Here is a 15,366-nt window from a genome sequence, read left to right on the forward strand (position 1 = left end):
ACAACGGCGCTGGTCGTTTCGGTGGGTCATTGGCCTCAGGGAACAACTCAGCCCGTAACAACACGCGCAAGCGTAATACGACTGGAACTGGTCAACAGACTCCTCGTCGTAACGACAAGCCTCATGGTTCAAAGAAGGCTCGTCGTATTGCTGCTAAGCAAGCACCAAAGAAGCCAGTTTCAGTTCGTAAGGAACAACCATTACCAGAAGTTTTGGAATACCGGGTTGGAATGAACGTCCAAGACTTGGCTAAGCTTTTGCACCGTGATGCTACAGAAATCATTAAGAAGTTGTTCTTATTGGGTGTGGTAACCAACCAAAACCAATCATTGGATGAAGATACCATTGAAGTTTTGGCTGCTGATTACGGGATTGAAGCCCAACAAAAGGCAGAAGAAGACGTGGCCGATATCGACCGGTTCTTCGATGACGAAACCATTGATGAAGCAGCCTTGGTACCTCGTGCACCAGTTGTTACCATCATGGGACACGTTGATCACGGTAAGACAACTTTGTTGGATTACTTGCGTAAGACGAACGTTACTGCTGGCGAAGCTGGTGGAATCACACAGCACATTGGTGCTTACCAAGCTCGTTTGAATGATAAGTTGATTACCTTCTTGGATACACCTGGTCACGCGGCCTTTACGGAAATGCGTGCCCGTGGTGCTAACATCACCGACATTACAATCTTGGTTGTTGCCGCTGATGATGGTGTTCAACCACAAACAATCGAAGCCATCGATCATGCTAAGGCTGCTGGTACTCCAGTTATCGTTGCCGTTAACAAGATTGATAAGGAAGGGGCTAACCCTGAACAAGTTATGAACCAATTGATGGCTTATGACTTGGTTCCTGAAGAGTATGGTGGTGACACGATCTTCGTCAAGATTTCAGCTAAGATGGGTCAAAATGTTGACCAATTGCTTGAAATGATCTTGTTGGAAGCCGATGTTTTGGAATTGAAGGCCGACCCAACTCAACCTGCTCGCGGTTCTGTCATCGAAGCTCGTTTGGACAAGGGTCGTGGACCTGTTTCAACTGTCTTGGTTCAACAAGGAACTTTGCGTGTTGGAGATCCAATCGTTGTGGGTAACACATACGGTCGTGTCCGGACAATGACCAATGAAAAGGGTCACGATGTTGAAGCTGCTACACCAGCCACTCCTGTTCAAATCACTGGTTTGAATGAAGTGCCATTGGCCGGAGACCGTTTCTTGGTTATGGCTGATGAAAAAACTGCTCGTGCAGCCGGTGAAGCTCGTGCTAAGCGTGCCCGTGAAGAAGTTCGTAACGCAAGTTCAGTTGTTACTTTGGATACTTTGTTCAACACAATGGCTGAAAAGGCAATGAAGACTGTGCCTGTTATTGTTAAGGCCGACGTTCAAGGTTCAGTTGAAGCCTTGACTGGTTCATTGAAGAAGATTGAAGTTGATGGTGTCCGAGTTGATGTTGTTCACGCCGCTGTTGGTGCGATTAACGAATCAGATATCTCATTGGCTGAAGCTTCAAGCGCGATTGTCTTAGGATTTAACGTGCGCCCTACACCATTTGCTAAGTCACAAGCTAACAATGACAAGATTGATATGCGTTTCTACTCAGTCATTTATGACGCCATTGATGATGTGACCGCAGCGATGAAGGGTCAACTTGAACCAGTTTACGAAGAACGTGTCATTGGACAAATCGTTGTTAAGGAACTCTTCAAGTTCTCTAAGGTTGGAACCATTGCCGGTGCCAGCGTTGAAGAAGGTAAGATTACCAAGGATTCAAAGGTTCGCATCGTCCGTAACGGAACTGTGCTCTTTGATGGCGAATTGGCCTCATTGCAACGTGGTAAGGATGCTGTCAACGAAGTGAAGTTTGGTTACGAATTCGGATTTACTGTTAACAAGTTTAACGATATCCAACCTGGTGACGAAGTTGAAGCCTACATCATGGAAGAAGTAAAGCCTAAGTAAGCTTTACAGATTGGGAGGTTAGCATGGCAAATGCACAACGGATCGGGCGCTTAGCGCAAGAAATCCAAAAAGATGTTACAGATTTGATTTTGAAGCGGGTCAATGATCCTCGCGTCCAAGATGTTACAGTTACTTCAGTTGAAGTGTCTGGTGACTTGCAGATTGCGACCATTTATTACTCAATTCTTTCAGATTTGGCCTCAGACCGGAAGAAGGCCCAAGCTGGCTTAGAAGCCGCTTCAGGCTTGATTCGCCGTGAATTGGGTGCCCGGTTGACGGTTTACAAGATTCCAGAATTACACTTTGTCTTGGATAACTCCATCCAATATGGTGACCATATTGAAGAGTTGATTCGGAATTTGAATAAAAAAGATTAAGGCAACATTCGTTGCTTTTTAGGACTTGCATTTGCAGGTCCTTTTTTATTTGTCGTGGCGACGTTGATATTGGTTTTATCTCGGTTCGGTAAGGTGGATGTAGTTAATTTTCCAGAGAAAATAAAGAAAAATCATAAGGTGATTAAAAGTCATCATAACTTACAATAGTTTCATGTTTATCACCTAGATATCCCCGTAATGATTGTGTAAACTTAGAAACTAATGAAGGAAGTATTGTAGCCGACTGGCTCCGCCAAAGAACGACGAGAGTAAGAAAGGAATTTTGTATGCCTAAGCCATTAAACCAAGATATTATTGATTTGACCCCTGATAGATTATTGACGTTTCAACGTAGTGTTAGCGGAATCGATGGACTAGTTTCCCTCACCCTTGGAGAACCTGGTTTCGCTACGCCTGACGTGATTAAGAATGCGACCATTGCCTCAATCCAGTCCAACCGGTCTCACTATGGGGATTCACAGGGTGAACCAGCTTTGCGTCAAGCAGTTTTGGACTATATGAAGGACCGCTATGACCTCGTTTACCCTAGCATCGATAACGTCATCGTGACTGTCGGTGTCACGGAAGCGATGCAGTCAATCTTCAAGACTTTCTTGGCGCCTGGTGATGGTCTCTTGATTCCGGATCCAGCTTATGGATCGTACTTCTCCGCTTTGAGCGTAGCCGGTGGGGTAGCCGTGCCAATCAACACCTCTAAAAATGCTTACAAATTAACGCCCGCCCTGGTCGAAGAGACCTTGGCTCAAGCCGAAGTACCAGTCAAAGCCATCCTTTTCAACTACCCAAATAACCCAACCGGGGTTACCTATGACAAGGCAGAGTTAGAGGAATTGGCTGCCTGCTTTAAGAAACTCGACCTTTGGGTTATTTCCGATGAAATTTACTCTGAATTGACTTATGGTCGTGATCACTATTCAATGGGAAACATCTTACCCGACCAAACAGTTGTGGTAAACGGCTTGTCAAAGTCTCATGCTATGACGGGGTACCGGCTTGGCTTTATCTTAGGCCCTCAGGCAATCATTAAAGAGATGCAAAAGGTCCACGGTCCTTTGGTCTTTGCCGTCCCAACCTTCATCCAGGACGGGGCAACTGCAGCCTTGAAGATTCCTAAGGAAGATTTGACGTTCATGGTTGAAGCTTACCAAGAAAATCGGGATTATGCTAAGAACTTCTTGGAGGACCTTGGTTTTGACTTAGTCACTCCGGAAGGGGCCTTCTACCTCTTTGCTCGCTTGCCAGAAGACATGGGTAACGACGGCTGGGATTTCGCCGAAAAGCTGGCCCATGAGGGTAAGGTTTCCGTCATTCCTGGTTCAGCCTTTTCATTCTTTGAAGAAGCCAACCCATTCCTGCGCTTTTCATACGCCGCTGATATGGCGCAATTGAAGGAAGGTCTTAACCGGGTTGCTGCATATGTTGCCAAGGTCCGTGCTGACCAAAGCGAAGCAGACCAAGAAATTGTTAATGCTTAAATAAAAAACAATCAACATTTGTTTTGCCAATATGTGCGAATGCAGCGTGTTAACGTTATAATGTAGTCACAGATATATGAGGAGGCCTCGTTAGCCTTCAAAAAACGCCCCGGGTGCGACCGGGGTGTTTTTGCATGGACAGTAAGAAAAAAAGCCCTCGCTCCTGTTTTTGACAGGAACGGGGGCTTTAATATTGCTGAGATGCAGGAACTAATTAGTCAGCATTTTGCACAAATTTTTTATAAGCATAATAAAACACAGGCACAGTAACTAGCAAAATAATAAACGAGGTGATGTGCCAATGTTTTGGAATAATCATTTCGAGTAGAATTGAAATTCCACCGTTAATACCGCCGAAGGTACCACCGATGATGGCGGCTTTCGTTGATTTTTTCATTTGTTTGACTTCTTTCGTTGACTTCTCCGCTAACATGAATCTTAGCTGTTCTAAAGTAACAAATAAAGCCCAATATTGTGAATAACAAACGGATAACAAAGTATTAAGCATGAATTTGGATTGCGTAACGACTATTTCGCGCGAGAATAAGGATGCTGGCGGATATTGATTTTCATTCAATTAAAATGAGATAAAAACAAATAAAAACTCATTTATTTTTCATAATATCTTGCAAAAGGTTCAGGAACGTGTAAACTAAGGGTAATTGTTTTACTAGACCAATTGCTAATATTGTCCATGTTTAAGATTGAAAGGAACTTTCTTATGTCAGAACCAATTTTGCCAGTGAACCCAGAAGTCGCCAACATCGCTCCCGATAAGTTGTTGGGCTTCCAAAAGACCGTTTCAACTATCGACGGCATCACCTTTTTGACCTTTGGAGAACCTGGTTTTGATACGCCAGCTCCTGTTAAGGAAGCCACGAAGGCCGCTATCGATGATAACCGGTCACACTACGGAAATTCTCAGGGAGAACCAGCCCTCCGTCAAGCCGTTTTGGCCTACATGAAGGACCGCTATGACCTGACTTATCCAGGCATCGAAAACGTTGTGATTACTTCTGGGGTGACTGAAGCCATCTTGGCCATCTTTAAGACCCTTTTGGCTCCTGGAACTGGGATGTTGATTCCAGAACCAGCCTTTGGTTCATACTTTTCAGCCTTGAGCGTTGCTGGTGGAATTGCCGTGCCGATTGATACCACTAAAAATGCTTTCAAATTAACACCTGCCTTGGTTGAAGAAACGATTCGCCAAGCCGTTGTGCCAGTCAAGGCCATCCTCTTTAACTATCCCAACAACCCAACCGGGGTAACTTATACCAAGGACGAATTGGCAGCCTTGGCCGAATGCTTCAAGGCCAACGACCTCTGGGTTATCTCAGATGAAATCTATGCCGAATTGACTTACGACCATGACCACTTCTCAATTGCCCAATTCTTGCCTGACCAATCAATCGTGGTTAACGGTTTGTCAAAGTCTCACGCCATGACTGGTTACCGAGTTGGTTTCATCCTCGGCCCTCAGGCAGTGATGGATTTGATCCAAACAGTTCACAGTTGCCAGGTGTATTCAATTCCAACCTTTGTCCAAGACGGGGCCGTGGCGGGCTTGGAGATGAAGCGGTCTGACTTGGATTACATGAAGGAGAGCTACGAAGAACGTCGTGAATACTCACGGAAGGCCTTGGCTGACATGGGCTATGACGTGGTTTCACCCGATGGGGCTTTCTACCTCTTTGCCAAGATTCCAGCCGACTTCGGAACTGATGGTTGGGCCTTCGCGGAAGCCTTGGCCCAAGAAGCAAAGGTTGCCGTGATTCCTGGGGCAGCCTTCTCACACTTTGACTCGGCCAATGCCTACATCCGGATTTCTTATGCGGCCGACATGGACCAACTCGAACTTGGCTTCGGTAAAATGAAGGACTACATTGAAAAAGCCCGTGCAAATCGGTAAAATAAGAACCGGCTTCACCAAGTAATTTGGTGGTGCCGGTTTTTAATTGAAATTAATGGAGACCATCAATGGTAACAAGCAAACATCCTGAACTATCCGGCCTACTGGTCGTGAATAAGCCCAAAGAAATGACCTCCTTTGGGGTCGTTGCCCGACTGCGCCGAGTGACTGGGCAAAAGAAGATTGGCCATGCCGGAACACTCGATCCCAATGTTGATGGGGTGCTAGTGGTCGCCCTTGGTCGTGCTACCAAGCTGATCGACCTCTTACAAACTCGGCCAAAGACCTATACGGGAACGGTCACATTTGGCTATGCCACTGAAAGCCAGGACGCCGATGGGGAAGTGGTTGCCGACCAACCATTGACGGAAGGTTTGGACCAGGCTGCTATCACGGCAGCAATGGCTGACCTGACCGGTGACGTCATTCAAATTCCGCCCATCTATTCGGCCGTTAAGGTCAATGGCAAGCGTTTGTACGAGTATGCCCGGGCGGGTGAGACTGTTGAATTGCCAGAACGGCAGGCAACCATTTACCGCTTTGACCAGACTAGTGACCTAAGCTGGGTTGAAGGTCAGCCATATCAGCAGCTCGATTTTGAAGCCCAGGTTTCCAAGGGGACCTACATCCGGACCCTGGCCTACGACCTCGGACAAAAGCTCGGCCTGCCAGCCACGATGACGGCGCTCCGACGGACAGCCGGATCAGGTTTTGATTTGGCCCAGGCAACTGACTTGGATGACTTGCTGGAAATGGACTTTGACCAGCTCTGCCAAAAAATTATGCCAATCGAGGCCGTCTTGGACTGGCCCCGAAAAGACCTGACCGAGGAAGAATACTTTGCCGTTAAGAATGGTCAGAAGATTCCAACGACGACATGGCCGCAGACTGAGGAGGGGTATTACCAAACCTTCTACCAGGACCAACTCTTGGCCGTTTATCATTTTGATGCCGACCAAGGCCTTTGGCGGTCGCGGTATTTCTTTGGCTAAGATGTCTGTGCGTAGTTCATAGAGGGGGAACCCCTGCTGACCCCTCAAAAAATCAAAGCTAGTTCAGACCCTTTTTAAAGAACTTTGCTATAATAAGCCTATGACTGAATTAATCAACTTACATTATCCCTTAACGGATTTACCACAATTAAATACTGACCAGGTACTTGCGATGGGATTCTTTGACGGGGTTCACCGCGGTCATCAAAAGGTTATTAAGCGGGCTGCTCAGGTAGCCCATGACCAGGGCCAGCCCCTGGCCGTTTTGACTTATAGTCCTTATCCTGGCTTGGTCTTTGAAAAGATTGCCCAGCCCTGGCACTATCTGACACCTTTGGCAGAAAAGGTGGACTTATTGGGCCAACTTGGTGTTGACCGGGTTTATTGCCTGCAATTAACATCGCACGTTGCCGACCTTGATCCTGAGGCATTTATCACGGGCGTCTTACAACCCTTGCGTGCAGCAACTGTTGTCGCTGGCTTTGACCACAAGTATGGGGCTGATAAGTATGAAGCCGACATGGCCCACTTACCAACTTATGCCAAGGGTCGGTTTGAGGTTGTTACAGTTGGCAAGGAAACTTTGGATGCTGATGACCGGAAGATTGCTTCCCGACAGATTCGGGCGGACCTCGCCGCTGGCGACTTGACCGCTGTGACGGCGAGTCTTGGTCGTGTTCATCAGACAACCGGTTTGGTTGTCCATGGGGATGCCCGTGGTCGGACCTTGGGCTACCCAACGATTAACATCTGGACGCCGGAACTTGAATCCTTGCCGGGCTTAGGTGTTTACGCCGTTCGGACCGAGGTCGATGGTCACTGGTACGATGGGATGGCTTCAATTGGTCGCAACATTACCTTTGAGGCGAACCGACCAGTCACGGTAGAAATCAATCTCTTTGATTTTGCCGACCAGGTCTATGGTGAGACGGTCAAAATTGAATGGCACACCAAACTCCGTGATGAGGTCAAGTTCACCACGGTCGAGGCCCTGATTGACCAATTGAACGGGGACCGAGACCAAACAAAAGAATATTTTCAAACAAAAGCAAATTAATTTTTGCTTTTTTATTTGCCTTGAAAAATCAATACCGGTAAAAAGTTGATTTACCAGCCCTTTTTAATAGTTTTAGCACTCTAATAAAAAGAGTGCTAAAAAACTTGCATTATCAGAAATGTACTGTATAATAGAGTTATTAGCAGTTGAGGTAATCGAGTGCTAAAACAACAAAAGGGAGGTTTGAGTGGATGCTAACTGATCGACAGCAAATGATTTTAGCAGCGATTATTTACCAATATACTCAAACCGCCCGGGCGGTTGGGTCAAAAACCTTGCACGACCAATTGAACTTGGCGTTCTCACCAGCCACCATCCGGAATGAGATGATGTTTCTGGAAGAAGAGAACCTGCTCAAGAAGTTGCATACATCAGCCGGACGGATTCCGTCCAAGGCGGGCTACCGGTATTACCTTGACCATTTGATGGTTGCGGACCAGGCCTCAGCCGCCGATGTTGCTTGGATTTCCAACCAAATTCGTGGAAATTTCCATGAGTTGGATGACTTGTTGGAACAAACCGCCAAACACTTGGCGGATGTGACCGGGTTGACGGCGGTGGTTTTGAAACCGAAGTTGGTCAACCTCAAGATTTCTTCCTTCCAGTTGATTCAATTGGAGGGGCAGCAAGTCCTCGCAGTATTGGCTACTTCCGATGGCAAGGTTTCATCGCAAACCTTCCGTCTGCCAAAAGATATGTCGGTCTCGTCCTTAACGGACATGGTCGCTTATATCAATGCGCAGATGGTTGGTCGGCCAGTCCAAGAGGTCTTGTCACTGATGAACTCGGAAGAGTTACCGGTAACCTTGTCCCGCAACATCGAAAGCCCAGCGGCTTTCTTGCAACTTTTCGGGGATGTCTTGGCCCGGTCGGTGGAAGAACAAGTCCACATTGGTGGTCGACTGAACCTTTTGGAAGTTGCCGATGATGCCTACTTGAACCTGAAAGAAGGTCGGTCGGTTTTGGAACTCTTCGCTTCACCGGATGCCGTGCGGAACTTGGCGCAAACCCAAGCCGGACGGGTAACAATTCGGTTAGGGCAGGAGTTGCCAACACCGCTCCTACAAGACTATGCCATCCTAGCAGCGCCCTTCACCTTAGCTGGTGACCCGGGCGGAATCATTGCTCTGGTTGGTCCCATCCGCTTACCCTATGCCAAGGTAACCAAGTTGCTTGCAACTTTTGCCAAGGCATTGGATAACAAATTACTTGAGTATGTTTAACTAAAAGGAGGAACACCCGTGGCGAAGTCAAAGGACGAAAAAGATTTGAAGCAAACTGAGGCTGATATCACAGAGGAAACAGAAGCTGAGGATTTTGCAGCAGCTGACCAAAGTGAAGAGGGTCAAGCCCCTGAAGAAGAAGTCGAAGTAGATCCGGTTGCTGAGTTGAAAGAAGCCCTAGCAGCTAAGGATGACGAACTCTTACGAGCTCAAGCTGAAATGCAAAATATTCAAACACGGAATGCCCGTGAAATGCAAAACGTGCGCAAGTACGACGGCCAAAAGTTAGCAGAAGCTATCTTGCCAGTCGTTGATAACTTGGAACGTGCTTTAGCCGTTGAAGTTGATGGCGATGCCCAAGTGGAACAAATCCACAAGGGAGTTGAAATCACTTTGAAGACTTTGAAGCAAGCCTTAACAACTAACGGTATCCAAGAAGTTGGCCAAGTTGGGGATGACTTTGATCCTGCTACGATGCAGGGGGTTCAATCAGTACCGGCTGAAGGTGAAATTAAGGCCGACCAAGTTGCCCAAGTTTTGCAAAAGGGCTATGTTCTCCAAGACCGGGTGATTCGCCCAGCCATGGTTGCCGTTGCCCAATAAGAAAACGACTCAAGTTACCTGGTGATTCAGCCGGAAGGCACCACACCTAAAAAAGCTTAGAAATTTAATTTTAATTTACATACAAGGAAGGTTAATTGATTATGTCAAAGATTATCGGAATTGATTTAGGAACTACAAACTCAGCTGTTGCCGTCTTAGAAGGTGGCAAGCCAAAGATTATTACTAACCCAGACGGTGGCCGTACCACACCATCAGTTGTTTCATTTAAGAACGGCGAAACACAAGTTGGGGACGTTGCTAAGCGCCAAGCCATCACTAACCCAGACACGATTTCATCAATCAAGTCACACATGGGTGAAGAAGGCTACAAGGTTTCTGTTGCTGGTAAGGACTACACACCACAAGAAATCTCAGCCATGATTTTGCAATACATCAAGGGTTACGCCGAAGATTACTTGGGTGAAAATGTTGATAAGGCCGTTATCACGGTTCCTGCTTACTTCAACGATGCTCAACGTCAAGCTACTAAGGATGCTGGTAAGATTGCTGGTTTGGAAGTTGAACGTATCATCAACGAACCAACAGCCGCAGCCTTGGCTTATGGAATGGACAAGTTGGACAAGGACGAAAAGATCTTGGTTTATGACCTTGGTGGAGGAACATTTGATGTTTCTGTCCTTGAATTAGGCGATGGTGTCTTCGAAGTTTTGTCAACCAACGGTGATACTCACTTGGGTGGGGATGACTTCGATGCTAAGATTATCGATTACTTAGCTGAAGAATTCAAGGCCGAAAACGGTATTGATTTGAAGCAAGACAAGTTGGCCTTGCAACGTTTGAAGGATGCTGCTGAAACAGCTAAGAAGACTTTGTCTTCAGCTACTGAAGCACAAATCGACTTGCCATTTATCGCTTCAGGTGACCAAGGACCTTTGCACTTGCAAACTTCTTTGACTCGCGCTAAGTTCAACGAATTGACTGCTGACTTGGTAAAGCGTGCAGAACAACCAGTTTTGAACGCCTTGAAGGATGCCGGTTTGTCATTTAACGAAATTGATGAAGTTATCTTGAACGGTGGATCAACTCGTATCCCAGCTGTCCAAGAATCTGTTAAGAAGATGACTGGTAAGGAACCAAACCACTCAATCAACCCTGATGAAGCTGTTGCCTTGGGTGCCGCTGTTCAAGGTGGTGTCATTACTGGTGACGTGAAGGACGTTGTTTTGCTTGACGTTACGCCATTGTCACTTGGTATCGAAACAATGGGTGGGGTCTTCACGAAGTTGATTGACCGTAACACTACTATCCCAACTTCAAAGTCACAAGTCTTCTCAACTGCCGAAGACAACCAACCAGCCGTTGACATCCATGTTTTGCAAGGTGAACGTTCAATGGCCGCTGACAACAAGACTTTGGGTCGTTTCCAATTGTCAGACATCCCTGCTGCTAAGCGTGGTGTGCCACAAATCGAAGTTACTTTTGATATCGACCGTAACGGAATCGTTAACGTTTCTGCTAAGGACTTAGGTACTCAAAAGGAACAAAAGATTACCATCCAAGCTGCTGGTGGTTTGTCAGACGAAGAAATCGAAAAGATGATGGATGACGCCAAGGCCAACGAAGAAGCCGATAACAAGAAGAAGGAAGCAGTTGAAACTCGTAACAACGCCGATCAATTGATTTTCCAGACTGAAAAGACTTTGGAAGAAGTTGGCGACAAGTTGTCAGACGCTGACAAGCAACCAACCCAAGACGCCTTGGATGCCTTGAAGAAGGCTAAGGAAGACGCCGCTGCCGAAGATGCTGATTTGACTGATTTGAAGGAAAAGTCAGAAGCTTTGACTAAGGTTGCGACTGAATTAGCAACAAAGTTGTACCAACAAGCTCAACCAGAAGGTGGAGCTGAAGGTGCCCAAGCAAAGCAAGATGACAACACTGTTGATGGTGACTTCGAAGAAGTTAACCCTGACGACAAGAAGTAATCTTTTCTTTGCTCAGTAAAACTGATAAAATGGACCAGCTACGGCTGGCCATGTACATAAAATGAATCAAAGGAGCTGCTTGTGAATAATACTGAATTTTACGACCGCCTTGGAGTGGAAAAAACTGCGAGCCAAGACGAAATTAAAAAAGCATATCGTAAGCTATCAAAGAAGTACCACCCCGATTTGAACCATGAACCTGGGGCCGAGGACAAGTACAAGGAAGTCCAGGAAGCCTTTGAAACTTTGGGTGACCCTCAAAAGCGCCAACAGTATGACCAATTCGGTCCTGCTGGGGCTCAAGGTGGCTTTGGCGGCTTCGGTGGTGGCCAAGGCGGACAAGGTGGCTTCGGCGACTTCTCCGACTTGGGCGACATCTTCTCCCAAATGTTCGGTGGTGGATTCTCTGATCCAAATGCTCCTCGTAAGGGGCGTGACCTTCAGTACCGGATGCACTTGACCTTTGAAGAAGCCATTTTTGGAACTGAGAAGAATGTTAAGTATACTCGATCACAGGCTGACCGGACCCAACGTGAAGTCAAGGTTAAGGTCCCAGCTGGGGTTGAAACTGGTCAACAAATGCGTTTGTCTGGTCAAGGTGAAGACGGTACTAACGGTGGCCCACAGGGTGACTTGTACGTCGTCTTCTCTGTTGGCGCTTCTAAGGAAGGCTTCGAGCGTGATGGTGCCGATATCTATCTCCAACAAGACATCGACTTTATCACGGCTGCCTTGGGTGCTGAAATCCCAGTTAAGACGGTTCACGGTGAAGTGAAGTTGAAGATTCCGGCCGGAACTCAAAACGGTCGTCGATTCCGCCTTGCTGGTAAGGGTGCTAACCGTTTGCACAATAACGGCTTTGGTGACCAATTCGTGATTGTTAACGTGGTTGTGCCAACCAAGCTGAACAAGGACCAAAAGGCCGCTTTGCAAGAATTTGCAGATGCTTCTGGCGTTAAGGTTAATAAGAAAAAGTCAATTTTTGATAAATAAGGCAAATTAAAACCGGAGAACATCACGATTGTGGTGATCTCCGGTTTTTGATTTTGTAGTAAAGAAAAACTGCGAGGTAATTAGTATACCGTCACAGTTTTTCGTGGAATTTAATTTTTATACGTACTTGGTGCTATCATCAATTCCCCAAGGATCTTGTTGGTTGATGTGATCGTAGTACAACTTACCATGCAAGTGATCGATTTCGTGTTGGAAAACGATGGCTGGGTAGTTGCGCAAGGTCTTAGATTGGGTCTTGCCGTTTTCGTCTTGGTAACGAACGGTAATTTTCTTTGACCGGGGCACAAAGCCAGGAACGTCTTCGTCAACTGAAAGGCAACCTTCACCGGTTTCCAAAGCAGCACGACCGACTGTTTCTGAGACAATTACGGGGTTGAAAATAACACCCTTAAAGTATGGCGTGTCTGAATCTTCGGCTGGGTCAGCAGAAGGAATCAAGATGGCGGTCATTTGCAAGGATTCGCCAACCTGGGGAGCGGCAAGGCCAACACCGGGACGAAGGTCATACTTCTCGTTTTGTTCTTCGTCTTGGGAAACTTCCAAGTAAGTCATCATGTCTTTGGCAAGCTGTTGGTGCTCTTCGCTAAGGGGAAAGGGCACTTCTTGGGCCTGGGCCCGCAAGACCGGGTTGCCATCCCGGGTAATCTTGTCCATTGTAAAACGAATTTTCATTGGTTAACTCCTAATTAAAATCTATACTCCTTCAGTATAGCAGAATTGTCGGTTAAAAGCGGGTAAAGTCCGTTTAACTGGCAAATTAACTACCGACTTGATTAGAGTCCGAACAAAATTAGGAGTGAGCTGGGTACTAGTTCATGATTATAGCCTAGTATCGAAGGTCAAAGCTTGTTAAAATAGAAGAATATAGCAGTAAGAGCAAACGAAGGGGATACTATGACAGAACAATACCAACTACCAATTGATGGTAACTGGAATCAAGATGATATCATTGCGGTTTCAAACCTAGTCGATGCAGTCTTACAAGTTTATGAAGGTGGTTGCGACCGAGATTTCTTAATCGGTGCTCATCAACGTTTTTGCAATGTCATACCCTCTAAATCGGAGCAAAAAGCCTTTGACCGTGACTTTGAACAACAAACCGGTCGGTCAATCTACCAAACAATGAAGCTGACTCAAGGAACGAACAAGCGGGTCTTAGTGAATGAATAATTTGTCGGAAAGACAATTAAAGACGATTGATAACCAGGTGACAGGATGGTTGGCAGAATTAGGCCAGCAAGTTCGTCAGGGACTGGGGGCCAACCGTTCTGTCCAAACTAAGGAAGGCGATTTCCGCAACCTCGTCACAGACCTGGATAAGAGCAACCAGGCTTGGCTATTGGACCACCTCCGGAACTTGGACTCCCAGGCCCACTTTGTGGCCGAGGAGGGGGATTTAAAGCGACCTGAGACCATGGTTGGTCATGTCTGGTTTGTCGACCCGATTGATGGGACACTCAACTTTGTCCATGAAAAGACGGACTTTGCCATCATGGTGGCCCTCTATGTTGACGGCCAACCAACCTTGGCTTGGATTGCCAAGGTCATGAGCGAAGAAATTTACCACGGCGGACCTGACTTAGGTGTCTTTTGCAATGAACAAAAGTTACCGGCCGTTGTTGACCGGTCTTTGGACCAAGCAATTGTGATTCTGTCTGGTCGCCGCCTATTATCTGGCGAAAAGCCATATCGACTATTGGCCGAAAAAGCTCTGGCTTTTCGGGTCATTGGCTCAGCCGGTATTTCATTTGTCCGCTTGTTACAACAACAAGCTACCGGCTATCTCTCAAAGTTGTCACCCTGGGATTTGGCGGCGGGTCGGGTTCTGAGTGAAAGCCTCGGATACCAGGTTAAAAGGCTTGACGGGGAACCGGTAAATATGCTATTATCAAACACAGTATTAATCGCTACAAACAAGATGCATCTCGAGACAATCAAGGTCATAAAAGACTAGGGAAATCCCTAGTCTTTCTTGTGAGTAGTAACAATAAAGGAGCACATAAAATTGGCAAATCTTCGCGAAGATATTCGTAATATCGCTATCATCGCCCACGTCGATCACGGAAAGACGACGTTGGTGAACGAAATGTTAAAGCAGTCTGATACATTGGACGCCCGTAAGGAAGAAGCACTGGGCGACCGTGTGATGGACACCAACGATATTGAAAAAGAACGTGGAATCACGATCTTGTCAAAGAACACAGCTGTTCGTGTTGGCGACAAGCAAATCAACATCTTGGATACCCCAGGTCACGCCGATTTCGGTGGAGAAGTTGAACGTATCATGGGAATGGTTGACGGGGTTTTGCTCGTCGTTGATGCCTTTGAAGGTACTATGCCCCAGACTCGTTTCGTTTTGAAGAAGGCCTTCGAACAACACTTGACACCAATCGTGATTGTTAACAAGGTTGACCGTCCTGGTGCCCGTCCAGAAGAAGTTGTGGACGAAGTTTTGGACTTGTTCATTGAATTGGGTGCCGACGAAGATGACTTGGACTTCCCAGTTATCTTTGCTTCAGCCATGAACGGAACATCATCATTTGATCCTGACATCGACAAGCAAGAACATACAATGGACCCAATCTTCAAGACGGTCTTTGAAACGATTCCTGCTCCAGTTGACAACTCTGACGAACCATTGCAGTTCCAAGTTGCCATGTTGGACTATAACGACTTCGTTGGTCGTATTGGTATCGGTCGTGTTAAGCGTGGAACTATCAAGGTTGGAGACAACGTTGACGTTTTGAAGCTTGATGGAACAACAAAGAACTTCCGTGTTACTAAGTTGGCC

15 protein-coding genes are annotated in these 15,366 nt (G+C 46.6%); 13 read left to right on the forward strand and 2 right to left on the reverse strand.

Annotated elements, in window-relative coordinates:
* From infB to AOQ29_RS05735, 3 genes are all read left to right on the forward strand, one after another.
* Positions 1-1,961 (forward strand): translation initiation factor IF-2 (gene infB / locus AOQ29_RS05725; protein ID WP_061993540.1); only part of this gene is annotated, 1,961 nt, incomplete at its 5' end.
* A gap of 23 nt (positions 1,962-1,984) precedes the next feature.
* A complete protein-coding gene (gene rbfA, locus AOQ29_RS05730; RefSeq protein ID WP_061993541.1) occupies positions 1,985-2,338 on the forward strand; it encodes a 30S ribosome-binding factor RbfA in 354 nt (117 codons plus the stop codon).
* 287 nt (positions 2,339-2,625) lie between these two features.
* Positions 2,626-3,834 carry an aminotransferase class I/II-fold pyridoxal phosphate-dependent enzyme gene (locus AOQ29_RS05735; protein WP_061993542.1) on the forward strand — a complete coding sequence of 403 codons (1,209 nt, stop codon included), beginning with the start codon at positions 2,626-2,628 and terminating at the stop codon, positions 3,832-3,834.
* A 214-nt stretch (positions 3,835-4,048) separates the two neighbouring features.
* Here the strand turns inward: AOQ29_RS05735 and AOQ29_RS05740 are convergent, their stop codons facing one another.
* Positions 4,049-4,231, reverse strand: a complete 183-nt coding sequence (locus AOQ29_RS05740) for a hypothetical protein (RefSeq protein ID WP_061993543.1) — start codon at positions 4,229-4,231, stop codon at positions 4,049-4,051.
* A gap of 324 nt (positions 4,232-4,555) precedes the next feature.
* Here AOQ29_RS05740 and AOQ29_RS05745 point away from each other — a divergent pair, with 324 nt between their 5' ends.
* From AOQ29_RS05745 to AOQ29_RS05775, 7 genes are all read left to right on the forward strand, one after another.
* Positions 4,556-5,743, forward strand: a complete 1,188-nt coding sequence (locus AOQ29_RS05745; protein WP_061993544.1) for an aminotransferase class I/II-fold pyridoxal phosphate-dependent enzyme — start codon at positions 4,556-4,558, stop codon at positions 5,741-5,743.
* 68 nt (positions 5,744-5,811) lie between these two features.
* Positions 5,812-6,735, forward strand: coding sequence for a tRNA pseudouridine(55) synthase TruB (truB, locus tag AOQ29_RS05750; protein WP_061993545.1), 924 nt, complete (start codon positions 5,812-5,814; stop codon positions 6,733-6,735).
* 100 nt (positions 6,736-6,835) lie between these two features.
* A complete protein-coding gene (gene ribF / locus AOQ29_RS05755) occupies positions 6,836-7,792 on the forward strand; it encodes a riboflavin biosynthesis protein RibF (protein ID WP_061993546.1) in 957 nt (318 codons plus the stop codon).
* Between the two features lie 191 nt (positions 7,793-7,983).
* On the forward strand, positions 7,984-9,015 hold the full coding sequence (hrcA, locus tag AOQ29_RS05760) for a heat-inducible transcriptional repressor HrcA (protein WP_061993547.1): 1,032 nt from the start codon (positions 7,984-7,986) through the stop codon (positions 9,013-9,015).
* Between the two features lie 18 nt (positions 9,016-9,033).
* The gene (grpE, locus tag AOQ29_RS05765; protein WP_242977410.1) at positions 9,034-9,618 is read left to right on the forward strand and encodes a nucleotide exchange factor GrpE; all 585 of its coding nucleotides are present in this window, start codon (positions 9,034-9,036) and stop codon (positions 9,616-9,618) included.
* A 101-nt stretch (positions 9,619-9,719) separates the two neighbouring features.
* On the forward strand, positions 9,720-11,561 hold the full coding sequence (dnaK, locus tag AOQ29_RS05770; RefSeq protein WP_061993548.1) for a molecular chaperone DnaK: 1,842 nt from the start codon (positions 9,720-9,722) through the stop codon (positions 11,559-11,561).
* An 81-nt stretch (positions 11,562-11,642) separates the two neighbouring features.
* Positions 11,643-12,554: a DnaJ C-terminal domain-containing protein gene (locus AOQ29_RS05775; RefSeq protein ID WP_061993549.1), complete on the forward strand. Its 912-nt coding sequence runs from the start codon at positions 11,643-11,645 to the stop codon at positions 12,552-12,554.
* Positions 12,555-12,671: 117 nt separating this feature from the next.
* Here AOQ29_RS05775 and def read toward each other — a convergent pair whose 3' ends face one another.
* Positions 12,672-13,247: a peptide deformylase gene (gene def / locus AOQ29_RS05780; protein ID WP_061993550.1), complete on the reverse strand. Its 576-nt coding sequence runs from the start codon at positions 13,245-13,247 to the stop codon at positions 12,672-12,674.
* A gap of 222 nt (positions 13,248-13,469) precedes the next feature.
* Between def and AOQ29_RS05785 the strand changes: the two genes are divergently transcribed.
* The 3 genes from AOQ29_RS05785 to AOQ29_RS08170 form a co-directional block, all read left to right on the forward strand.
* Positions 13,470-13,745, forward strand: coding sequence for a UPF0223 family protein (locus tag AOQ29_RS05785; RefSeq protein WP_061993551.1), 276 nt, complete (start codon positions 13,470-13,472; stop codon positions 13,743-13,745).
* The gene (locus AOQ29_RS05790) at positions 13,738-14,529 is read left to right on the forward strand and encodes an inositol monophosphatase family protein (RefSeq protein ID WP_061993552.1); all 792 of its coding nucleotides are present in this window, start codon (positions 13,738-13,740) and stop codon (positions 14,527-14,529) included. Before AOQ29_RS05785 ends, AOQ29_RS05790 begins: the two co-directional genes overlap by 8 nt.
* A 51-nt stretch (positions 14,530-14,580) precedes the next feature.
* The coding region (locus tag AOQ29_RS08170; protein WP_242977411.1) for a GTP-binding protein at positions 14,581-15,366 on the forward strand (786 nt) is incomplete at its 3' end.

Source organism: Fructobacillus ficulneus, from assembly GCF_001047075.2.
GTDB lineage: Bacteria > Bacillota > Bacilli > Lactobacillales > Lactobacillaceae > Fructobacillus > Fructobacillus ficulneus.

Bases quoted from the DNA above. Each gene is read 5' to 3' on its own strand.
- def (WP_061993550.1), bottom strand. From the start codon at position 13,247: ATGAAAATTCGTTTTACAATGGACAAGATTACCCGGGATGGCAACCCG.
- AOQ29_RS05745 (WP_061993544.1), top strand. From the start codon at position 4,556: ATGTCAGAACCAATTTTGCCAGTGAACCCAGAAGTCGCCAACATCGCT.
- dnaK (WP_061993548.1), top strand. From the start codon at position 9,720: ATGTCAAAGATTATCGGAATTGATTTAGGAACTACAAACTCAGCTGTT.
- ribF (WP_061993546.1), top strand. From the start codon at position 6,836: ATGACTGAATTAATCAACTTACATTATCCCTTAACGGATTTACCACAA.
- hrcA (WP_061993547.1), top strand. From the start codon at position 7,984: ATGCTAACTGATCGACAGCAAATGATTTTAGCAGCGATTATTTACCAA.
- AOQ29_RS05790 (WP_061993552.1), top strand. From the start codon at position 13,738: ATGAATAATTTGTCGGAAAGACAATTAAAGACGATTGATAACCAGGTG.
- AOQ29_RS05735 (WP_061993542.1), top strand. From the start codon at position 2,626: ATGCCTAAGCCATTAAACCAAGATATTATTGATTTGACCCCTGATAGA.
- AOQ29_RS05740 (WP_061993543.1), bottom strand. From the start codon at position 4,231: ATGAAAAAATCAACGAAAGCCGCCATCATCGGTGGTACCTTCGGCGGT.
- truB (WP_061993545.1), top strand. From the start codon at position 5,812: ATGGTAACAAGCAAACATCCTGAACTATCCGGCCTACTGGTCGTGAAT.
- rbfA (WP_061993541.1), top strand. From the start codon at position 1,985: ATGGCAAATGCACAACGGATCGGGCGCTTAGCGCAAGAAATCCAAAAA.
- AOQ29_RS05785 (WP_061993551.1), top strand. From the start codon at position 13,470: ATGACAGAACAATACCAACTACCAATTGATGGTAACTGGAATCAAGAT.